The sequence below is a fragment of the Komagataeibacter melomenusus genome (genome assembly GCF_013155395.1).
Taxonomy (GTDB): Bacteria; Pseudomonadota; Alphaproteobacteria; order Acetobacterales; family Acetobacteraceae; genus Komagataeibacter; species Komagataeibacter melomenusus.
The window spans coordinates 1-20,789 of sequence record NZ_JABJWC010000050.1 but is presented as its reverse complement, the minus strand read 5'-3'; the positions used below and the strand labels follow the sequence as shown (position 1 = coordinate 20,789).

Annotated in this window: 17 protein-coding genes; 7 read left to right on the top strand and 10 right to left on the bottom strand. The window is 67.0% G+C overall.

The window, feature by feature from the left end; genetic code table 11:
• Positions 1–130 precede the first annotated feature (130 nt).
• Positions 131–634, top strand: a complete 504-nt coding sequence (locus tag HNW77_RS14745) for an RNA pyrophosphohydrolase (RefSeq protein ID WP_172158639.1) — start codon at positions 131–133, stop codon at positions 632–634.
• Here the strand turns inward: HNW77_RS14745 and HNW77_RS14740 are convergent.
• The 6 genes from HNW77_RS14740 to HNW77_RS14715 form a co-directional block, all read right to left on the bottom strand.
• On the bottom strand, positions 616–1,035 hold the full coding sequence (locus HNW77_RS14740; protein ID WP_172158637.1) for an NUDIX hydrolase: 420 nt from the start codon (positions 1,033–1,035) through the stop codon (positions 616–618). The genes HNW77_RS14745 and HNW77_RS14740 overlap by 19 nt on opposite strands.
• A gap of 107 nt (positions 1,036–1,142) precedes the next feature.
• Positions 1,143–2,717 (bottom strand): DHA2 family efflux MFS transporter permease subunit, encoded by a 1,575-nt coding sequence (locus HNW77_RS14735; RefSeq protein ID WP_172158636.1) that lies wholly within the window; start codon positions 2,715–2,717, stop codon positions 1,143–1,145.
• On the bottom strand, positions 2,714–3,802 hold the full coding sequence (locus HNW77_RS14730; RefSeq protein ID WP_172158634.1) for an HlyD family secretion protein: 1,089 nt from the start codon (positions 3,800–3,802) through the stop codon (positions 2,714–2,716). The genes HNW77_RS14735 and HNW77_RS14730 overlap by 4 nt, the downstream gene beginning before the upstream one ends.
• A gap of 141 nt (positions 3,803–3,943) precedes the next feature.
• Positions 3,944–5,713, bottom strand: a complete 1,770-nt coding sequence (locus HNW77_RS14725) for an ABC transporter ATP-binding protein (RefSeq protein ID WP_241694502.1) — start codon at positions 5,711–5,713, stop codon at positions 3,944–3,946.
• A gap of 74 nt (positions 5,714–5,787) precedes the next feature.
• Positions 5,788–6,975, bottom strand: a complete 1,188-nt coding sequence (locus HNW77_RS14720) for a CCA tRNA nucleotidyltransferase (RefSeq protein ID WP_172158642.1) — start codon at positions 6,973–6,975, stop codon at positions 5,788–5,790.
• Between the two features lie 29 nt (positions 6,976–7,004).
• A complete protein-coding gene (locus tag HNW77_RS14715) occupies positions 7,005–7,574 on the bottom strand; it encodes a DUF1285 domain-containing protein (RefSeq protein WP_172158631.1) in 570 nt (189 codons plus the stop codon).
• Positions 7,575–7,668: 94 nt separating this feature from the next.
• Here HNW77_RS14715 and HNW77_RS14710 point away from each other — a divergent pair, with 94 nt between their 5' ends.
• From HNW77_RS14710 to HNW77_RS14690, 5 genes are all read left to right on the top strand, one after another.
• On the top strand, positions 7,669–8,721 hold the full coding sequence (locus HNW77_RS14710; RefSeq protein ID WP_172158630.1) for an AAA family ATPase: 1,053 nt from the start codon (positions 7,669–7,671) through the stop codon (positions 8,719–8,721).
• Positions 8,722–8,723: 2 nt separating this feature from the next.
• Positions 8,724–9,725 (top strand): DUF58 domain-containing protein, encoded by a 1,002-nt coding sequence (locus HNW77_RS14705; protein ID WP_241694501.1) that lies wholly within the window; start codon positions 8,724–8,726, stop codon positions 9,723–9,725.
• Complete coding sequence (locus HNW77_RS14700) at positions 9,722–12,475, top strand: DUF4159 domain-containing protein (RefSeq protein ID WP_172158628.1); 2,754 nt, start codon at positions 9,722–9,724, stop codon at positions 12,473–12,475. Before HNW77_RS14705 ends, HNW77_RS14700 begins: the two co-directional genes overlap by 4 nt.
• A 5-nt stretch (positions 12,476–12,480) precedes the next feature.
• Positions 12,481–14,616, top strand: coding sequence for a VWA domain-containing protein (locus HNW77_RS14695; protein ID WP_172158627.1), 2,136 nt, complete (start codon positions 12,481–12,483; stop codon positions 14,614–14,616).
• 265 nt (positions 14,617–14,881) lie between these two features.
• Positions 14,882–15,478: an ankyrin repeat domain-containing protein gene (locus HNW77_RS14690; RefSeq protein ID WP_172158625.1), complete on the top strand. Its 597-nt coding sequence runs from the start codon at positions 14,882–14,884 to the stop codon at positions 15,476–15,478.
• A 34-nt stretch (positions 15,479–15,512) separates the two neighbouring features.
• Here the strand turns inward: HNW77_RS14690 and HNW77_RS14685 are convergent, their stop codons facing one another.
• The 4 genes from HNW77_RS14685 to HNW77_RS14670 form a co-directional block, all read right to left on the bottom strand.
• Positions 15,513–16,787 carry a DNA adenine methylase gene (locus HNW77_RS14685; protein ID WP_172158624.1) on the bottom strand — a complete coding sequence of 425 codons (1,275 nt, stop codon included), beginning with the start codon at positions 16,785–16,787 and terminating at the stop codon, positions 15,513–15,515.
• A 22-nt stretch (positions 16,788–16,809) separates the two neighbouring features.
• The gene (locus HNW77_RS14680; RefSeq protein WP_130730303.1) at positions 16,810–17,913 is read right to left on the bottom strand and encodes a site-specific DNA-methyltransferase; all 1,104 of its coding nucleotides are present in this window, start codon (positions 17,911–17,913) and stop codon (positions 16,810–16,812) included.
• Positions 17,914–17,920: 7 nt separating this feature from the next.
• A complete protein-coding gene (locus HNW77_RS14675; protein WP_172158622.1) occupies positions 17,921–18,574 on the bottom strand; it encodes a ribonuclease HII in 654 nt (217 codons plus the stop codon).
• Positions 18,575–18,730: 156 nt separating this feature from the next.
• Positions 18,731–19,033 (bottom strand): CsbD family protein, encoded by a 303-nt coding sequence (locus HNW77_RS14670; RefSeq protein WP_172158640.1) that lies wholly within the window; start codon positions 19,031–19,033, stop codon positions 18,731–18,733.
• 177 nt (positions 19,034–19,210) lie between these two features.
• Here HNW77_RS14670 and HNW77_RS14665 point away from each other — a divergent pair, with 177 nt between their 5' ends.
• A complete protein-coding gene (locus tag HNW77_RS14665) occupies positions 19,211–20,599 on the top strand; it encodes an MFS transporter (RefSeq protein ID WP_172158620.1) in 1,389 nt (462 codons plus the stop codon).
• Positions 20,600–20,789 lie beyond the last annotated feature (190 nt).

Genomic DNA, 20,789 nt, shown 5'->3' with positions numbered 1-20,789 from the left:
GATGCAACGCCACCCGCAACCCCTGCCCCGCCGCCCGCACCGGCGGAAAAGCAGGCCCCCGCGGTCCCGGCAACGCCTGCGGTTCCCGCCGCGCCGGCTCACCCCTGACCGTGCCGGAAGGCCAGCTTTCATGACCAGCCAGACTACCCTGCCCTACCGCCCCAATGTGGGTGCGCTTGTGTTCAACCCGCGCGGGCAGGTGCTCGTCGCCCGCCGCACCGACATGCCGGGCGCGGGTGGCCCGCCGGATGAGGGCGTGTGGCAGTGCCCGCAGGGCGGCATTGATGCAGGCGAGACCCCGCAGGTTGCCGTCTTGCGCGAACTGCATGAGGAAATCGGCACCGATAAAGCCGAGATCCTCGCCGCCTATCCCGAATGGCTCAGCTACGACCTGCCCGCCCACCTGATTGGCAAGGCGCTCGGCGGCCGCTACCGGGGGCAGACGCAGCAATGGTTCGCCCTGCGCTTTACCGGGCAGGACGGGGACATACGGCTGGATACGCACCAGCCCGCCGAGTTCGATTTATGGAAATGGGTGGACCTTGCGCAGTTGCCCCACCTCAATGTCGGCATAAAAAAAAAGATCTACGCCAAGCTTGCCGCCTATTTCGCACCTTACGCCACAGCCAGTTGAGGCATGAGGCCCGCGCGGGCCAGGGCCGTCCATGTCTTGCCACTAAGCAGCGGGGCAAGGCACAGCCCGGCGGCCTCGGCTGCCGTAATCCAGCGCAGTTCCGCAATTTCAGCAGCAATGGCAGGCGTGCCTTCAAGCCGCCCGGTCCAGATGCGGGCCTGCACGGTATAGCCCGGCTCATTGGCAGCGGGCGCTGAAAAATCGCCTGCCAGTTCCGCGCCCACGCTCAGGGCGCAGCCCAGTTCCTCGTCAATTTCACGCAATAATGCCTGCTGCGGGCTTTCACCGGCCTCCGGCTTGCCGCCGGGCAGCATGAAGGCCGTAGTGCCACGCTTGCGCACGACGAGCAGGCGCTCGCGTTCAATCACTGCCGTGCAGACAACCCGTATTATGCCTGTCATGATCCCTCTCGCCTAGAATGACAAAAGTTTCCGGACGCCGCCTTTTTTCAAAGAGGCGGCGTCCTTCGAAGCTTTTTGAAAAAGGCTTCACCAAAAACTTTCATGCATTACTTGTCTCCGCCCTTGAGCGGCGACATGAGAAAGCAGAATGGCACGACCAGCATGCACCCGATACCGAGAATCATGAAGACCTCGTTATAGGCAAGGATCGCAACCTGGCGCTGGAACTCCTTGTACAGCCGCCCCATCGCCACGTTATTGAGCGCGCCCTGCGCGTAGCCACGCATCACCGCAACCGCCCGGCTCTGGGCCAGATATTCGTTAAAGGGCTGATGGTAGGGCGTCATCCAGTGCACCATCTGGTTCTGGTGCGCCTGGCGCAGTTCCGTCACCATGGCGGTCGCACCTGAAATGCTGAGCGAACCCAGCACGTTACGCGCCATGCTGAACAGTGCCGAGCCATCGGCGTTCAGGCTGCGGGGCAAGGTGGCATAGGTAATGGTCGAGATCGGCACGAACAGGAAGGCCATCGTGCCCGTCTGGCTCATGCGGAACAGCACCAGATGGCGGAAATCAAGGTCAGGCACCAGTTGCGCCGACCAGATCATGGAAATGCCCATCAGGAAGAAGCCCAGCGCGATGATATAGCGCAACTGCACATATTTCATCGCGATGCCCACAAGCGGGATCAGCATGATCACCACAATGCCGCCGGGTGAGAGGATCAGTCCCGACAGCGTTGCGGTATATCCCATGATCTGCTGCGAGAACTGCGGCACGATAATGGCCGAGGAATAGAGCAGCGCGCCCACCGCCCCCATCAGCCCGGTGCCCACCGCGAAGTTGCGGTCCTTGAACACGCGCAGGTCCACCGCCGGGTTCTTCGCCCGCAGCAGCCAGATGATGGCGCCACCAATGCCGAGGAAGGCGAGGATGGCCATGGTGACGATAATGCGCGAGCCGAACCAGTCCTCGTCCTCGCCCCGGTCAACGGCCACCTCAAGGCAGCCAAAGCCGATGGTGATCAGCCCGATCCCCACGAAGTCGAGCGGCGCATGCTGCTTGCGCGCCCAGGGCGGGTCATCCACCATGATCGACACCGCGATGGTGGCTAGGATGCCCACCGGCACGTTGATAAAGAACACCCACCGCCACGAGTAGTTATCCGTAATCCACCCGCCCAGCGACGGGCCGAGCACGGGGGCGACCACGGTGGCGATGGCCGTCAGGCCAAAGGCCGCGGCCCGCTTGTCGGGCGGGAAGGTGTCAAGGATGATGGATTGCTGGTTGGGCTGGAGCCCACCACCAAAAAAACCCTGCATCAGGCGGAAGAGGATCAGCTCGGGCAGGCTCGTCGCAATGCCGCACAGGAACGACGAGAGCGAGAACATGGCAATGCAGATCAGGAAATAGCGCTTGCGCCCGAACAGCTTGCCCAACCAGCCCGATATGGTGAGCACGATGCCGTTGGCCACCAGGTAGGAGGTCAGGGTCCAGGTCGCATCATCATAGGTGGAGGACAGGCTGCCCGCGATATGCGGCAGCGCCACGTTGACGATGGTGGTATCGAGAATTTCCATGAAGGCGGCCACCGTCACCACCACGGCGATCAGCCACGGATTGTGCTTCGGTTTCCAGCCCGCGCCATCCGCCGGGGCCGCAGGCGCTGCCTGCGCGCTCATTCCGTATGGACCGTAGGCTCAACCGACATGCCGAGGGAGAGCGGCAGGTCGGCGCGCAGCCCCTCGTCGATCAGGATCTTGACCGGCACGCGCTGCACGATCTTCACGTAGTTGCCGGTGGCATTCTCGGGCGGGAAGGCGCTGAAGGTCGCCCCCGTGCCAAGCTGCAGCGAGTCAACATGCCCCTTCAGTTTCAGGAACGGATAGGCATCGATCGCGATATCCACCTTCTGGCCGGGGCGCATGTGGGTAAGCTGCGTTTCCTTGTAGTTGGCCACGACCCATACTTCAGGCTCCACCACGGACACGACCGTCTGGCCTGCGGTGACATAGGTGCCGCGCTCGATGTTGCGCTGCGAGATCCAGCCATCATGCGGGGCGCGGATGGTGGTCCATTCCACGTTCAGTTCCGCCTCGCGCAGCCGCGCCTCGGCCTGGGCCAGGGTGGCCTGCTGCTCGCTTACGCGGGCCTCGGTGCTGGCAATGTTGGGGATGACGGGCAGCGCGGTCTCAAGGTTGCCCTGGGCTTCGAGCACCTGCGCCCTGGCCGCGTTCAGCGCTGCCGTGGCGTAATCGATGTTCTGCTGCGATGTCGCCTCACGGGTGACGCCATGCTGGCGGCGGTAATCGGTCTCGGCCCGGAATTCCTGCGCCTGGGCCTGCTGCAACTGACCCTGCGCCACCATGAGGTGACCGGGGAAGTTCTTTTTGGCCACTTCGGTCAGCAGGGTATAGTTCTGCACCTGCGCGCGCGCGATATCGACGGCGGCAGCCGCCTGATCACGCTGGGCGCGCCAGTTACGGTCATCAATACGGGCAATGATATCGCCCTGGTGAACGAACTGGTTGTCATTGACCAGCAGCTCGGTCACGTAGCCCGACACATGCGGGGCCACCGCCACGGCGCGGCCTGCGGTAAAGGCGTCATCGGTTTCCACCTCGTTGCGATGCAGGAACCAGTAGAGCGCGCCAAGCACCACCACCACCACGACAAGGCCGATCAGGATCAGCTTGCGGCGCGGGGATACTTCCTTTTTCTGCTTGTCCTGTCCGTCTTCAGGTGCCTTGCCTTCGTCCGCGGCCATCTGCTTCCCTCATCATCACTTTGATTGCAGCCCCTGATCCTGTCATCCACGCATTGACCGAACGGGTCGGTCAATCCATTGCACGAAGCTTGCCACACTTCAACCGCCAACCCCGGCCCAGGTGCACATTCGCCTGCCGCCTCAGAGCGTGAAGGCCTGATTGCGCACCATGCGGGCATACAGGCCATCGTGCTCCATCAGCGCGTCATGCGTGCCACATTCCACCGCCTGCCCCTGCGCGATCACCACCACCAGATCCGCCGAACGCACGGTGGAAAGCCGATGCGCCACCACGATGGTCGTGCGCCCGTGGCGCAGATGGGTCAGCGCCTCCTGCACGATGGCCTCGCTCTCGCTATCAAGCGCGCTTGTCGCCTCATCAAGCAAAAGCACGCGCGGGTTGCGCAGCAGGGCGCGGGCCAGCGCCACGCGCTGCCGCTGTCCGCCCGAGAGGCGCTGCCCGCCGGGGCCGACCACGGTGGCATAGCCCTGTGGCAGGGCCTGGATGAACGTATCGGCCGCCGCAGCCCGCGCGGCTTCATGCACCTGCGCGTCAGTCGCCTGCGGGTTGCCCATGCGGATGTTGTCGATGACCGGCAGGTCGAACAGGAGCGTGTCCTGACTGACATAGGCAATGGCATCGCGCAGGTCGGCCAGGATCAGGCGGCGCAGGTCCACGCCATCGAGCGTGATGCGCCCGCCAGTGACATCATGCAGGCGCGGAATGAGCGAGAGTGCGGTAGACTTGCCTGCCCCCGAAGGGCCGACAAGGGCCACGGTCAGGCCAGGAGCGGCCACGAAATCCAGCCCGTTCAGCCCCATGCGCCCATCGGGGTAGCGAAAGGCGACCTGCTCGAAGCGCAGGTCGCCACCACCTGCGGGCAGGCTGATGGCATCGGGCGCCTGGGCCACGGCCACGGGCTCGTCAATCACGTCGAATACGCGCTGCAGGCCACCAAGCCCTTCCTGCAGGGCGATGTTGAGCGTGCCGAGTGCGCGCAGCGGGCGCGCGGCAAGCAGCAGGGCCGCCACAAAGCCCGAAAAATCGCCCAGCGTGCCCCCCCCCTGCGTGGCCCGCCAGCCCGCAAAGCCCAGCACGGCAGCTACCGCAATGCCGCCCAGCACCTCAAGCATCGGGTCCACGCGCGCGCGCCCACGGGCAATGCGCAGCAGGCGGTCGTGCAGGGTGTCGAGCACGCGGGCGGCGCGGCCCTCCTCCTCGGTTTCAAGGCGATAGACGCGAATGGTGCGCGACTGGCCAAAACTTTCGGCCAGCATGGCGCTGGTCTCGCCAATCTGTTCATGCACGCCACCGGATTCCCGCCGCAGCCGCTTGCCCAGGCGGCGCACCGGCAGGGCGGCGATGGGATAGAGCACGGCGGCGATCAGGCTGAGTTCCCAGTCCATGTACAGCATGGAGGCGATCAGCCCCACCACGGTCACCGCATCGCCCAGCGCGTTGGTGGCGCGGATCATCGCCTCGCGAATCGAGACGGCATCGGTGGTGAAGCGGGCTGCGATCTGGGCGGGGGCCTCGGTCTCGATGCGCGAGATGTCGGCATTGACCAGATGGTGGAACATGCGCCCCTGCAGGCCGCGGATGACCAGCAGCACCAGCGACTGCACCGCAATCGACTGCCCGTATTGCGAGATGGCCTTGGCCACCGTAATCACCACCACCAGAATGGGCACCTGGTACAGGATGCGCGGGTCATGATCGGCAAACATGTCGAGCGCGCGCTGGATCACCAGCGGGTAGAGCGCGCTGAATATGGCCATGAGCGCCGTCAGCACCATCACGGCCATGATACGCAGCTTGTGGCGGGCCAGTTCATCACGCCACAGCCGCCGCATGAGGCGGCGTGACGACGCCTGTGCATCAGGCACCGCCGCACGATCCGGCGCGGTCATTTTTATTGCGTTCATCAATCGGCCTATAGCCGCAAGCCAGCGCAAAACAAAGCACTGCGACATGCGGTTACAAATTATGTGGCGCGCGCAACGCCTTCACCCAGCACGGCGCGCAGGCGCATCATGCAGGCGGCATGGTCGGGCGCGCAGCCCTGCTCCAGCCACCAGTGCCGCACCTGCCCCAGCACCTGCCCCACTGCGGCACCGGGCGGGCAGCCCGCCTTCATCACGTCACTGCCGTTGAGCGGAAAGACCGGCGGCGGCGTATGCGCAAGCCTGTGGCGAAGGTCGTCCCACCCGGCATCGGGGTGGCCGAGCCGATCCGCCTGCCGCAGCCATGCGCGCCAGATCAGGTCACGCGCCGCATGGTCGGCCAGCAGGCGCAGCGTGGCAGGCGCGTCAAGGCCGGGGCACGGCACCGGCTCACCGCGCGCATGCGCCAGCGCCCCCGTTTCCGCGCGCGAAAGTTTAAGCCGCCGCGCCACCGCGCGTGCGTCGCCCGCCACCAGTGCAGCCAGACGCAGCACCGGCTCATCTGGCGCGCCACAGGCCAGCAGCCGCCCGAGGCGGGGAATATCGCAGCCCTCGGGCAGAACGTGGGCCAGCACGCCGCAATCGTGCATCTGCCGTAGCGTGCGCACCACTTCGGGACCTGTCAGGATGCGCCGCAGTTCCGACCATATCCGCTCGACCGAGAGGCGGTCGATCAGCGCGGCAAGATCCGTGATGGCAGCGATCGCCTGCGGGTCCGGCTGGCCGCGGCCATAACGGGCCTGAAAGCGGAAGAAGCGCAGGACCCGCAGCGCATCCTCGGTAATGCGCAGGCGGGCATCGCCTACAAAACGCACGCAGCCTACCGCAAGGTCGGCCTGGCCGCCAAAATAATCATGCACCACGCCCGCGCTGTCGCATGACATGGCGTTGATGGTGAAGTCACGCCGTGCCGCATCCTCGCGCCAGTCCTGCGTCCAGGCCACGGTGGCGTGGCGGCCATCGGTTTCCTCATCGCGCCGCAGGGTCGTGATCTCGAAGGGGCGGCGGTCGATGACGGCGGTAACCGTGCCATGCGCAAGGCCGGTGGGCACGACCCGTATTCCCGCAGCCTTCAGCATGGCCATCACCGCATCGGGCGGGGCGGCGCAGGCCAGGTCGATATCGGCCACCGCCTGCCCGCGCAGCAGGTCGCGCACCGCGCCGCCCACCAGTCTTGCATCGGGGATGACGGTCCAGATCCGGTCAAGCTGTTGCAGCACCCCGGGCATGGCGTGGGCCAGCGTGGCGAGCGGGCTGGTCACGAAGCCGCCTCTACGGCGGCCAGCGGGAAGAATACGTGCTGGCTCCACACACCAAGGCAGGGCACGCCCTGGCAGTGCCCCTCCACTGCAAGGGCGGCGAGTTCGTAGTACACCGGGCGGGCGATGCGGGCCTCGATGGGCAGCGCGCCATCGCCGTCGCGCACATGCAGGTAGGGCACGGGGCCAGTGCCACAGCCTTCGCACGGCACGTTCCAGTCACATCGAATCGGGTGGTCGGGGCCTGCGCAGATGACCTGATCGACATTGGTGCGAAACGAGAGCACCTGCCCCCGCCCGCAGCCGTGCCATTCAAGGTGGTTGGCCACGAAGGGGGCGTCCTCCACCTCGATCGTGCCCTGCTCCACCGGCGTCTGGAGCCTGAAGCCGCCCTGCGCATCACGCCGCAGGGTGGAGGCGAACAGGCAGACCATCGGCTTGCGGCGGATGGGGGAGCCACGGTACAGCCACGTTCCGTCGCGCCTGATCACGAACGGCAGCGCGCCGCATGTTCCCGCCTGCCCCGGCGCGCGGGCCGGCGGGTTCTGTCCTGTCTCGAAATCGTCCATCAATTGCGTTAACCCGACACTATGGAAGCTGCTGGACTTGATATAGGGATCAACACTGCCTTGATGAAACCCCCGGACCTGTCAGACTGTTGGAATGATGACCATGGATGATACCTCCCCCCTCCATGCAGCGCCGCAGGCGGGCATGACATCCCCCCCCTCCCTGACCGGCGCGCAGATCGCGGCCCGGGCCGAGGACATGGGCGCGCGCCTGCGCGCGGCACGGGCGGAAATCGGCCGCGTCATACTGGGGCAGGACCGGGTGATCGACCTGGTGCTGACCACCATCGTGGCGGGCGGGCACGCGCTTTTGGTGGGCGCGCCGGGGCTGGGCAAGACGCTGCTGGTCACAACGCTGGGTCACGTGCTGGGCATGGACGCGCGGCGCGTGCAGTTCACGCCCGACCTCATGCCCGCCGATATTCTGGGCAGCGAAATCCTGGATGAGGACGAGGCCGGCCGCCGCAGCTTCCGCTTCGTGGCGGGGCCGGTGTTCTGCCAGTTGCTCATGGCCGACGAGATCAACCGCGCCAGCCCGCGCACGCAGTCGGCCCTGCTGCAGGCCATGCAGGAGCGCGAGGTGGCGATTGCGGGCACCAACCACCCGCTGCCCCGCCCCTTCCATGTGCTGGCCACCCAGAACCCCATCGAGCAGGAAGGCACCTACCCCCTGCCCGAGGCGCAGCTTGACCGCTTCCTGATGCAGGTCACGCTCGACTTCCCCACCGCCGAGGCCGAGCGCGCCATGCTGCTGGCCACCACCGGCACCACCACCACCACCGCCAGCCCCGTGCTCACGGCGGCTGACGTGATCGAGGCGCAGGCACTGGTGCGCGCCCTGCCGGTGGGCGAGCAGGTGGTCGATGCGATCGTGCGCCTCGTGCGCGCGGCACGCCCCGAGACCAGCGATGACCCCGCCATCCGCGAGGCCGTGGCCTGGGGGCCGGGCCCGCGTGCCGCACAGGCGCTGATGCTGGCCACCCGTGCCCGCGCCCTGCTGGATGGCAGGCTTTCCCCCACCATCGAGGACGTGGTGGCGCTGGCCCACCCCATTTTGGCCCACCGCATGGCGCTGTCCTTTACCGCGCGGGCGGAAAACCTGCGCCTGTCCACGCTGATCGATACGCTGGCCGGACGGATCGGCTGACATTGGCCGTCTTTCCCTCCTTCCTGTCACGGCTGATCCCGAATACGGCCCGCGCGCCCGGCGCATCCCGCCCCGCGCCGGAGGCGGCGCAGGCGGGGTTCCTGCCGCGCAACGCCATCACCGCCACCGCGCTGGCCGATGACCTGGCAGGCAGGCTGCCCGCCCTGCTCGTGGCTGCCGAACGCCTGGCGCGCACGGTGGGCCAGGGCAGCCATGCGCGGCGCAAGGCGGGCCAGGGCGACGAGTTCTGGCAATACCGCCCTGCCACACAGGGCGAGGCGGCCAGCGCGATTGACTGGCGGCAGTCGGCGCGGAGTGACCGGGCCTTCGTGCGCGAGCGCGAAGCCCAGACTCCCCACACCATATGCATCTGGTGCGATAATAGCGCCTCCATGCGCTGGCATTCTGATCCCGCCCTGCCGCCCAAGGCCGAGCGGGCCTTTTTGCTGGCGCTGGCCAGTGCGGCCATGCTGCTGCGGCAGGGCGAGCAGATCCGCCTGCTGGCCACCAGCCCCGCAACGCCGCCGCTGCGCCTGCACGGCCACCGCGCGCTCGAACAGATGGCCCATGCGCTGCTCACCGCCCTGCGCCAGGCGCCCGATATGCCTGACCTGCCCCCTGCCGCGGCCATTCCCGCCCGCAGCCGCGTGCTGCTGTTTGGCGACGGGCTTTATCCGCCTGCGCAACTGCAGGGCTTCCTGCGCCTGCTAGCCACGCGGCAGGCCATCGCCACGCTGGTGGAAACCCTCGACCCGGCGGAGACCACCCTGCCCTATTCCGGCCCCACCCGCTTTACCGGCGTGGAGGAAGACACGGGCCGCCTGCTTTATGGCAGCCCCACGCTGCAACAGGACTATGCCGTGATCTGGCAGCGCCACCAGGCGCAGTTGCGCACGCTGTGCATGGCCGCGGGCAGCCCGCCGGTGCTGCACATGACCGACCAGCCCCCCCTTGCGGCGCTGATGGCGCTGCACACCCTGCTTGCGGCGGGAGGGCGCTCATGATCCTGCTCGCACCGTGGATGCTGCTGGGCCTGCTGGCCCTGCCCGCCGTGTGGTGGCTGCTGCATGCCCGCCCGCCCGCGCCGCGCACGCAGTCCTTCCCGCCCATGCGGCTGCTTGCAACACTTGCCGCCCCGCCGCCTGATGCGACCTCCGCCCCGCTGTGGCGCGTGCTGCTGCGCTGCCTGGCGGTGCTGGGGCTGGTGCTGGGGCTGGCGCAGCCGGTCTTTCCGCGCGGGCAGGGCGGCCTGCCCGATGCCGACTGCCTGATCGTGCTTGATAACGGCTGGGCTGCGGCGGGCACGTGGTCGCAGCGCCTCCACGCGCTTGATGGCCTGCTCGACCACCTTGCCCGCACCGGCCACACCGCGCGCCTGCTGCTGACCGCGCGCAACGACGCGCTCGACCCCATCACGGTCCAGCCCGCCCTGCAGGCCGACCTGCTGCGCGGCCAGATCGACCCGATGCTGCCCCGCGCCTGGCCCACCGACCGCCTTGCGGCCACCCATGCGCTCACAGCCCTTGCGGGCCAGGGCTGGCGCGGGCCGGTCATCTATGTGGCCGACGGGCTGGCCACGGCAGGTGACACGGGGTTTGCCGCAGCACTTGCCGCCATCGGCCCCGTGCATGACATGCAGGTGCCGCAATCCGACATCATGCTGCTCGCCCCACCTGCCAGCACGCAGGCCAGCCTGGCCACGCGCCTGCGCACCGTGCCGCGTGACCACCCCCGCACGGGCCAGCTCCGCCTTGAAACCGCAACCGGCGGCACGCTGGGCCTGCTGCCGGTCAACCTGCCCGCGGGCGCCGACCATGCCGATCTCGCCCCCGACCTGCCGGCCGAACTGCGCAACAAGGTCGATCACCTCGCCCTCGAGGGCATGGCCGGGCCCGCGGGCCTCCGCCTGCTTGATGAACGCGAGCGCCAGCGCCCGGTGGGGCTGATTGCAACCGGCAGTTCCGACACGCCGCTGATGGGCAGCCTGTTCTACCTGCGCCGCGCGCTGCAACCTACGGCTGAACTGCGCGAGGGCGACCTCGATACGCTGCTCGCGCGCCCGCTTTCGGTCATCATCGCGCCCGATGGCACGTTGGGCAGCCCCGAAAACCGCAAGAAAGTCGCAGCCTGGGTGCGCGCGGGCGGCACGCTGATCCGCTTTGCCGGCCCGCTGCTCATTCAGGGCACGGATACCACGGATGGCGGTGGCGATGCGCCACAGCCACAGGCCGCCGACCCGCTCCTGCCCGTACCGCTCATGGCAGGCGCGCGCGAACTGGGCGGGGCCATGTCATGGAGCAGGCCTGAACATCTGGCCCCCTTCCCCGCTTCGTCCCCGTTCCATGACCTGGACATCCCGGCCGATGTCACGGTGTCGCGGCAGGTGCTGGCCCAGCCTTCCACCGATCTGGACAGCCATAGCTGGGCGCGGCTCGATGATGGCACGCCGCTGGTCACCCACGCCGCACTGGGCGCGGGGCAGGTCGTGCTGTTCCATGTAACCAGCACGGCGGAATGGTCGAACCTGCCGCTTTCCGGCCTGTTCGTGGGCATGCTCCAGCACCTGATCGATCAGGCCTCAGGCATCGAGACACCCGCTGGCGCCACCATGCTCGCCCCCTACATGGCGCTTGATGGCGACGGCACGCTGGTCGCCCCGCCCGCGGGCGCGCAGGCGCTGCGGGCCGATGCCTTTGGCCACACCGCCCCCAGCCCCGAACACCCGCCGGGGCTGTACGGCCCGCGCAACAGCCGCCGCGCGCTCAATGTGGGCGATGACCCGGCAGCGCTTGCCGCCCAGCCTCCCATCGGCACCGTGTCCGACCTGCGCGGGCAGGTGGCTGACCTGTCCATCGGGCCGGGACTGCTCGTGCTGGCCGCCCTGCTGCTGCTGGCCGACGGGCTGGCCAGCATCATACAGCGCGGGCGGCAATGGCGCGGGCGCGGGCTTGCGGCGCTGGCCCTGTGCTGCGCCATGGGCATGGCCGCCCCCCACGCGCAGGCAGCCGATGACATACCGCCCGACGTGCCGCGGGCCGCGCTCGAAACCCGGCTGGCCTATATCGTGACCGGTCACTCCGAGATCGACGATGTCTCGAAGGAAGGGCTTCAGGGCCTGTCGGACTACGTCAATGCCCGCACCTCTGCCGTGCTGGGCCACCCCGATGGCGTGACGCCGGAACGGGATGACCTGTCCTATTACCCGCTCATCTACTGGCCGGTCACGCCCGATGCCCCCACCAGCCCGGCCCGCACGGCAGCACTCAACACCTATATGCGCCACGGCGGCATCCTGCTGATCGACACACAGGGCCAGGATCCCGCCACCGCGCCCGACAGTGCCGCCAGCTATACCGGCACGGCGCCGGGCACGGCCGCAGCGCTGAAACGCATGACGGCAGGGCTGGACATTCCGCCGCTCACCCGGCTCGACAGCCATCATGTGCTCTCGCACACCTTCTACCTGCTGCATGATTTTCCCGGCCGGTACGATGGCATGCCCGTATGGGTGGCGCAGGAGGGCGACAGCACCAATGACGGGGTCAGCCCGGTCATTATCGGCAGCAATGACTGGGCGCATGCCTGGGCGGTGGATGACACGGGCAACACGCCCTACGCCCCTGTGCCCGACGGGGCGGAGCAGCGTGTCACGGCCTACCGTTTTGGCGTGAATGCCGTGATCTATGCCCTGACCGGCAACTACAAGGCGGACCAGGTGCATGTGCCTGCGCTGCTCAAACGGCTTGGGGAGTAAGCGGCATGCCTGACCTGTCGCGCCACATGATGGCGCTCAGCCCGCTTGTGCCGCCGTGGGGCATCAACCTGCTGCTGGCCGCCTGCGTGGCCCTGGCCATCTGGGGCCTGGCCCGCCGCGTGCGCGGCAGCGTGTGGCGGCTGCTGGCCGGGCTGGGCGTTGCCTTATGGCTGTACAACCCCCAGCGCATTACCGAGACATGGCACCCCCTGCCTGAAACAGCCCTTGTGGTGGTGGACCAGTCGGCCTCGATGAACGAGCGCGGCCGGAGCGAGATGGCGCGCAATGCGGCGGCCCGCGTGCAGGCGGCCATGAACCGCGTGCCCGGCCTCGTGCCGCGCATCGTGACCGTGCGCGAGGCACAGCATGGCGGCACGCGGCTGTTTGCAGCCCTGCAGCAGGCGGCGGCCGATATTCCACCCTCGCGCCTGGCAGGCGCCGTGCTGATTACCGATGGCGAGGACCATGACGTGCCCGCCGCCGTGCCCGACACGCTCAACCCCGATGATGGCCACGGCCACCGCACGCGCCTGCCGCTGCACGTGCTGCTGACTGGCAAAGGCGAGGAAACCGACCGCCACCTGCGCGTGCTGCAGGCCCCGCCCTTTGCCATTGTGGGCAAGGACGTGACCATCCGCGTGCAGATTGATGACCAGGGCGCCCCCGCCCGGCCGGGGGCGAGCACGCAACTGACACTCACCCAGGGCGATGGCGCCACCTTGACCCGCCCCGTGAAGATTGGCGCGCCACAGGACATTACCCTGCCCGTCACCCATCCCGGTGAAATGCTTGTGGGCCTGTCGGCCCCCGAACTGCCCGGCGAGGTCTCGACGCGCAACAACCGCGATGTCATCCGCATCAACGGCGTGCGCGACCGGCTGCGCGTGCTGCTGGTGTCCGGCACGCCCAACCAGGGCGAGCGCGTGTGGCGGCGGCTGCTCAAGGCCGATCCTTCGGTTGACCTCGTGCACTTCACCATCCTGCGCCCGCCTGACCGTGATGACGGCACGCCGCTTTCCGACCTGGCGCTGATCGCCTTCCCCGTCAATGAACTGTTCCAGCAGAAGGTGGGGCAGTTCGACCTCATCATTCTCGACGGGTTTGAAAACCGCGGCATCCTGCCCGAGGCCTATCTGCGCAACATCGTCAACCACATCCGCGAGGGGGGCGGGCTGCTGCTGATTGGCGGGCCGGAATTCCTCACCGCCGGATCACTGCAGGACACCCCGCTTTCCGATATCCTGCCCGCGCACGTGACCACGGATGCGGGCATGGCCATCAGGCGCTTCCAGCCTGACCTGACCGAAACCGGCATGCGCCACCCGGTCACCTCCGGCCTGCCGGGCGCGCCCGAGCATGCGGGGGGCAGGCCGGGCTGGGGGCCTTGGTATCGCAGCCTGCGCAGCGATTCCGCCCGGGGCGAGGTGCTGATGACCGGCCCCGAGCACCAGCCCCTGCTGGTGCTCGACCATGCGGACAAGGGGCGCGTGGCCTTTCTCATGTCCGACCAGGCCTGGCTGTGGTCGCATGGCGAGGGGGGCGGCGGCCCGCAATCCGAACTGCTGCGCCGCATCTCGCACTGGCTGATGAAAGAGCCCGAACTTGAGGAAAACCAGCTTGAGGCGAGCATTACGGCAGGGCAGATGACCATCACCCGCCGCTCGGTCACGACCGGGCCCGCGCCGGTGGTGCATGTCACGGCGCCTGATGGCACCAGCCAGAATGTAACTCTCGAACCTGCGGGCAATACCGGCCTCGCCCGCGCGCGCCTGCCCGCCACGCAGGAGGGCATATGGACCGTGCGCGATGACGCGGGGCATGAAGCCTTCGCCGCTCCGCGCGCGGAAGACCCGCTGGAGTTTGCCGACCTGCGGGCCACGGCTTCCGTGCTTGGCCCCATGGCGGCGGCGACCGGCGGCGGCGTGCACTGGCTGGGCGCGGACGCGCAGGCCCCCTCCGTGCCGGAGATGGTGATGGCGGATGGAAGCCACGCATCATCAGCCAGCCGCTTTGCCTTTCCCGCCCGCAATGCCCACAGCGTATCGGGTCAGCAGGCCAGTGCCGTGCTGCCAGCCTGGGCCATGGGGCTGTTCGTACTGCTGATGGTGTTCATGGCATGGTGGCGCGAAAGCCGGCCCTGAGGAACGACATGGCCGTAAATAATTGTTAAAAAACAACAAAGGTTCCGGGGTGCTGCCTTTTTTCAAAAAGGCGGCGTTCTGACACACGCTTCAGCCACAACACCCTGATAGGCTTACGGTGCTGGCTGAACTGGCTTTTCCGGCCACGGTGGCGGGAAAGTGGATTAATCGTCGCATCAACCATCATTTTGCGGTAATCAGCAGAACCGGCAGGCCGCGCAGGGCTGTTGCGCGGCTGGCTGAACGCTCACTCTCGGGACAGGACATGATTTCCAGATCCGGTATATATCTTCTTGTCGCCGCCCTGTTCGCGGGCCTTCCTGCCGTGTGCATGCCGCTGCATGTGGCGCATGCGCAGGATGCCGAAGACCCTGAAGCCGAGGCCGAAGCCGCCGATGCCGCCAAGAAGGCCGAGGAACGCCGCGCGGCCAAGGCCGCAGCCCCGCCAGCGGCACTCCCCGGCGCTGAATCGCGCGAGGAAGAGCACGGCCATGCCAATTCCGACATGAACCCGACCAATGCGCTGTTCGATGCCATCAACCGTGGCAGCCTGGGCGCGGCGAAGGAAGCGCTGAACCGCGGCGCTGACATGACGGCCCAGAACCAGCTAGGCCAGACGCCGCTCGACATGGCGATCGACCTCAACCGCAACGACATCACCTTCCTGCTGCTGTCGATGCGCACCTTCTCCGATGCCGACCCGCATTTCGCCTCCAACAACCTTGAAAGTGGCGAGGACGATACCCCGCCGCTCACCATGCCCCGGCATGCCTCGACCACCGCCTCCCCCGACCGGCGCTATGATGCCTCGGGCGGCCATGCCGATCCGTCGATCGGGTTCCTTGGCTTTGGCGGCAGCTAGGCCCATCGGGGCTGGCTGACTGCGGGGGGCCTGTTCAGGAATCCCCGTTCAGCTCGGCCTCAAGGGTGGTGACCTCGTGCCATATCTCGTCAGCCGTACGGTCTGGCGGGCGGCGGGTATTGGTCAGCACGACGAATTCCAGCGTCAGCGGGCGGGCGGAATAGCGCTGGCGGCTGACGCGGTAGCGCTTGTAGGGGCGGGTAAAGACCTGCACCGCGCCCCGCTCGCAATTGGCCCGCAGCATGTCCTTGAGCGCAATGAAGCCATCGGTGCTGTAGCTCGTGGCGATCCAGCGCGTATCAAGCACCGAGAGCAGGTGCCGGTAGGCTGCAAGCGCCTGCCTGCGATGGTTGTAGGGGCTGCGCCGCTCGGTGCGCCAGTCCTGGCGTATGGCGGCCTTGTCGCGCCCGGTAATCTTGGGGGCAAGGGGCGGGCTATCCCACAGGGCGATGGTATTGAGCACGTGGTAATTGGCGCCGTAGGGGTGCTGGTTGTAGGGCGGGTCGATATAGGCGATGGCTGCCTCCCCCACCTCCCCCGCCAGGCTGGCGGCCAGGGCGTGGGCATCCATGCGCAGCACCCTGTGCTCATGCCCGTTATCAATAAACCCGGCCGGGCGCAGCATGAGGTCGGCGGCAATGCGATACAGCGCCGTGCCCGTGCGCCCGCCCCAGCCACGATGGAACCCCTTGAACAGCCCGCTGGTATTGCTGTTGTAGCTGGCGCTGTACAGCAGCGGGGCCAGCAGGCAGGCTTTCTGCCCGGCATCGAGCAGGCCATCGTATTCCCAGCGCGCAATCTGCGTGCGGATGGCGTCGATGCGCATGCCATTCTTGCGCATGTAGAACATCCGGTCGCGCGCGGTGTCGTACTGCACGTCATCATCAGGGCACAGGTGGCGGGTGATCCAGCCCTCAAGCGGCGGCAGGGCATTGAGTTCCGCCATGACCTGCCCGTAGTCACGCCCGCCATGAAAGACCGGCGCGCGCGACTGGACCACGTAACAGCGGTTGATCTGCTCGCTATAGGGCTCCCAGTCATTGCACAGCACGCGAAAGCCAAGCTGCTTGGCCAGGCGCGACACCACGCCGGTGCCGGCAAACAGGTCGATGAAGTCGGTGCCGTGCGGCGCCTCGCCCGTGGCCGCGATGGCCTGCGCAATCAGGCCGAGCAGCTTGCGCTTGTTGCCGATATAGGGAATGAGCTGGCTGAACAGGTATTCCCCGGTCAGCAGCGCCGCATGGCGGCCTGGGTTCCATTTCATGCCGGGCAGGCCATGCGGCCCGTCAGGGTCGGGGCGCCGGTTCATGCCACCCTGCCTTCCCCCGCCATCAGGAGGCGACGGCTGCCTGCTCCGCCCGGATCTCGCTGCGCAGCGTATCGAGTTGCACCAGTTCGCCTTCGTGTTCGAAATACCAGAACGTCCAGCCATTGCACGAGGGCGCGTTGGTCAGCGTCGCCCCCATCTTGTGAATGGAGCCCCGGTGCCGCCCGCTGACCAGCGTGCCATCGGGCGAGACCGTGGCGCGCACGCGCTTCTGCCGGTCCATGAGCACGGTGCCCGCCGGCACCATGCCACGCTCGACCAGCACGCCAAAGGGCACGCGCGGGCTTTCGCGCCGGGCGGGAGTGGTCAGCACGCTGTCGAGCGGCACGGGTTTTTCGCGCCGGGCGCGGCCGATCGCGGCCTCGGCATAGTCGGGGTGGCGCTCGATGCCGATAAAGCGGCGGCGCAGCCTGCGCGCCATGGCCGTGGTGGTGCCGGTGCCAGTAAAGGGGTCGAGCACCACGTCATCCACATTGGTCGAGGCCACGAGCACGCGGTGCAGCAGGCTTTCGGGCTTCTGGGTGGGGTGCAGTTTCAGGCCGTGCTCGTTGCGCAGCCGCTCGCCGCCGGTGCATAGCGGCAGGTACCAGTCCGAGCGCATCTGCACGTCATCATTGAGTGCCTTCATGGCCTGGTAGTTGAAGCGGTAGCGGCTGTCCGGCCCGCGTGCGGCCCAGATCAGCGTTTCATGCGCGTTGGTGAAGCGCCGCCCGCGGAAGTTGGGCATGGGGTTGGACTTGCGCCAGATCACGTCATTGAGGATCCAGAACCCCAGGTCCTGCAAAATCGCGCCGATGCGGAAGATGTTGTGATACGAGCCGATGACCCAGATCGTGCCATCCTTGCGCAGCACGCGCCGCGCCTCGGTCAGCCAGGCGCGGGTGAATTCGTCATAGGCCCGCAGGTCGGCGAATTTGTCCCAGTCGTCATCCACGCCATCGACCACGCTGTCATCGGGGCGGCGCAACTCACCCTTGAGCTGGAGGTTATAGGGCGGATCGGCGAACACGCAGTCGATCGAGCCTGCGGGCAGGGTCCGCATCATTTCCACGCAGTCACCGCGCAGCACCTGGTCAAGGGGCAATTCCATCATTACCGCACCGCTCATGAATTGTTCAGCATGATGGCTGCTCCGCGCTTGAATGTAAGGAAGAAGGACCGGAAGCCTGCATGATGCGGCGCACCGTGCCGAAGGCCGCCCGATGATGGGGGCTGACGCCGTGGGCCATCAGCCCCGCGCGGTGCACGGGCGTGCCGTAGCCCGCATTGCGCTCCCAGCCATAGGCGGGCCAGCGCTGTGCCAGGCGCTCCATGGCCCGGTCGCGCACGACCTTGGCCACGACCGAGGCCGCGGCAATGGACAGGCTGATCGCATCGCCCCCCACGACGCATTGCGCCGGGCACCCGAAATCGGGCGCGGCGTTGCCATCGACCAGGACCAGTTCGGGCCATTGCGGCAGGCGGCCGACCGCGCGCTGCATGGCGATCCATGACGCGCGCAGGATATTGTGGTGTTCGATTTCGGCCACGGAGGCCGCCCCCACCCCGATCAGGACATCGGGGGCCTGATGCAGCGCATCATAAAGCTGCTGCCGGACCTTTGGCCTGAGCTTTTTCGAGTCATCAAGCGTGTTGGCCAGATTGCCCGGCACGCCCGAGAGGAACATGACCGCCGCCGCCACGACCGGACCAGCCAGCGGGCCGCGACCGACTTCATCGACACCGGCGACCCGTCCCCCATGGGCGTGCTCAAGCGTGTAATCCGGCATCCAGTCCTTCCCGTCATGGTGCGAATCGGGGGTTCAGGCCCGATTCGCACCAGATTCATGTTCTGGAAGGATGGAAACCATTTTTATGCACGGTTGTGCAAGATGCTGTGGACTCATCGAGTCCCTTAAAATGAAAAAAAACGACTCGAGCCGTGATCAGCCCTTGCGGCGGGGGATGAAAATCAGCCCCATGATGGTGCCGAGCACTGCCGCGATACCAAGGGAAAACAGCGGGCGTTCGCGCACGAAGGTCACGGCGCGCTCGAGCTTGCCTTCGCCTTCATCATACAGATCGGCGAATTCCTGCCGCGCCATGCCTGAAAGCTGGTCGACCTTGCCTTCGGCCTGCATGCCCACATTGCCCGTCAGGCCACCTGCGGCGTCCTTCAGGCGGCCAATGCCTTCATCAACCATGCCTTCGGCCTTGGTCTCGATGTTTTTTGCCTTGTCTTCCGACATCATTCACACTCCGTAATATCGCTGTTTTGTAGCGTGGACCCATAACGCCACGATGGCGCTTGCAGTTCCGTACCCCTACTATCATGCATGACGATGCCCTCCTTGACGACAGCCCGAACCAAATCACCCGCACCTGGCGCCGCCGTGCCCCCGCTTTCTCCACGGCGCAAAAGGCTCATGGCACTGATCGTGTCGAGCCTGATGATGATGGAACAGATCGATGGCACGGCGCTGACCACGGCGCTGCCCGCCATGGCAACCGACTTCCAGGTCGATATTCCGCAGACCAGCATCACGCTTACGGTCTACATGCTGGGGCTTGCCGCCCTGATCCCGGCCTCGGGCCGTATTGCCGAGCGGTTCGGCAACCGGACCACGCTGCGCTGGGCCATCATCGTGTTCCTTGGCGGCTCGCTGCTGGGCGGGCTTGCGCCCAACCTGCCCGTGCTGGCGCTCGCACGGCTGGTGCAGGGGCTGGGCGGGGCAATGATGGTGCCGGTGGGCCGACTCGTGATCCTGCAGAACGTGCCCAAGTCGGAGCTGATGTCGGCCATGGCGTGGGTCATGCTCACCGCCACCATCGGCCCCATGGCGGGCCCGGTGCTGGGCGGCGTGCTGACCTCGCTGCTGTCATGGCGATGGATATTCTACGTCAACATCCCCCTCGGGCTGCTGGCCATCGGGCTGATCGGGCGGTTCATTCCGCAGGTGCGCCTGCCGCACCCCCCGCCATTTGACCTGAAAGGCAACGTGTGGTGCGCGCTGGGGCTCGCGGGACTGATCTTCGGGCTGGAACTGCTGACCCATTCCGGCACCGCCCGCATCGTGGCCTGCGCCCTGCTCGTGCTGCCGCCGGTATGCAGCGTGGCCTATATCCGCCACGCCAGCAGGCTCGCCCACCCGCTGCTTGACCTGTCGCTGCTGCGGGTGAGCACCTTCCGCATCTCGGTCCTGGCAGGCGCGTGCACGCGCATCGCCACGGGCGCCGTCATCTTTCTCCTGCCTTCCCTGCTCCAGACACGCTTTGGCGCGAGTGCGGCGCAGAGCGGGCTGATCACCTTCATCATACCCGTTGGCGCGCTGGCCATGCGCTTTGGCGCCCCCTCGCTGTACCGCGCCCGGGGCTATCGTGCCGTCATGTGCGCCAGCAGCCTGAGCCTGCCCTGCACGTGCCTGCTGCTGGCCCTGTACAACCCCGGCATGGGCATGGCCGTGCTGCTGGTGCTGCTGGCCCTGAACGGCATGGGGCAGACCGCAGTGTACACCGGCTACAACACCATCGCCTATGCCGACATGCCACCCGCGCGCATGGGGGCGGCAACGAGCCTGTATTCCACCGCCCAGCAGGTCATGCTCACGCTGGGCATATGCTTTGCGGCCGGCGTGCTGACCTCGGCACGGCTGGTGCTGCCCCCCGCGCTCCAGATGCAGGACTACCGCCTGACCTTCATCCTGTGCGGCGCTGTCGCCATGCTCGCGCTGCCCGTCCTGCTCCGGCTTGCGCCCAATGCGGGGGCGGCGGTGAGTGGTCATGACCACACCGCCGCACAAAAGAACCGGTTATGAAACGTTTGGCGGTTTTGGCCCTTCCACCTGCCGCGCAGGATGTTACATTCCCTAACTTATTCCATTCACGCGCCATGTTAATACTGGGGCGCTCCCCGGTTCGACCTTACGCTTTTTCATAACGGCCCGGTCATGCGCACCGGCCCCCATCCGACAGCAAGCAGGCAGAAACCCGACCGCATGGATACAA

What these genes read in the sequence shown, in the direction of transcription:
- HNW77_RS14670 (WP_172158640.1), bottom strand. Translation starts at nt 19,033, where the DNA reads ATGTCGGAAGACAAGGCAAAAAACATCGAGACCAAGGCCGAAGGCATG.
- HNW77_RS14720 (WP_172158642.1), bottom strand. Translation starts at nt 6,975, where the DNA reads ATGCCCGGGGTGCTGCAACAGCTTGACCGGATCTGGACCGTCATCCCC.
- HNW77_RS14725 (WP_241694502.1), bottom strand. Translation starts at nt 5,713, where the DNA reads ATGACCGCGCCGGATCGTGCGGCGGTGCCTGATGCACAGGCGTCGTCA.
- HNW77_RS14715 (WP_172158631.1), bottom strand. Translation starts at nt 7,574, where the DNA reads ATGGACGATTTCGAGACAGGACAGAACCCGCCGGCCCGCGCGCCGGGG.
- HNW77_RS14690 (WP_172158625.1), top strand. Translation starts at nt 14,882, where the DNA reads ATGATTTCCAGATCCGGTATATATCTTCTTGTCGCCGCCCTGTTCGCG.
- HNW77_RS14680 (WP_130730303.1), bottom strand. Translation starts at nt 17,913, where the DNA reads ATGAGCGGTGCGGTAATGATGGAATTGCCCCTTGACCAGGTGCTGCGC.
- HNW77_RS14745 (WP_172158639.1), top strand. Translation starts at nt 131, where the DNA reads ATGACCAGCCAGACTACCCTGCCCTACCGCCCCAATGTGGGTGCGCTT.
- HNW77_RS14735 (WP_172158636.1), bottom strand. Translation starts at nt 2,717, where the DNA reads ATGAGCGCGCAGGCAGCGCCTGCGGCCCCGGCGGATGGCGCGGGCTGG.
- HNW77_RS14700 (WP_172158628.1), top strand. Translation starts at nt 9,722, where the DNA reads ATGATCCTGCTCGCACCGTGGATGCTGCTGGGCCTGCTGGCCCTGCCC.
- HNW77_RS14710 (WP_172158630.1), top strand. Translation starts at nt 7,669, where the DNA reads ATGATGACCATGGATGATACCTCCCCCCTCCATGCAGCGCCGCAGGCG.
- HNW77_RS14740 (WP_172158637.1), bottom strand. Translation starts at nt 1,035, where the DNA reads ATGACAGGCATAATACGGGTTGTCTGCACGGCAGTGATTGAACGCGAG.
- HNW77_RS14665 (WP_172158620.1), top strand. Translation starts at nt 19,211, where the DNA reads ATGGCACTGATCGTGTCGAGCCTGATGATGATGGAACAGATCGATGGC.
- HNW77_RS14685 (WP_172158624.1), bottom strand. Translation starts at nt 16,787, where the DNA reads ATGAACCGGCGCCCCGACCCTGACGGGCCGCATGGCCTGCCCGGCATG.
- HNW77_RS14675 (WP_172158622.1), bottom strand. Translation starts at nt 18,574, where the DNA reads ATGCCGGATTACACGCTTGAGCACGCCCATGGGGGACGGGTCGCCGGT.
- HNW77_RS14730 (WP_172158634.1), bottom strand. Translation starts at nt 3,802, where the DNA reads ATGGCCGCGGACGAAGGCAAGGCACCTGAAGACGGACAGGACAAGCAG.
- HNW77_RS14695 (WP_172158627.1), top strand. Translation starts at nt 12,481, where the DNA reads ATGCCTGACCTGTCGCGCCACATGATGGCGCTCAGCCCGCTTGTGCCG.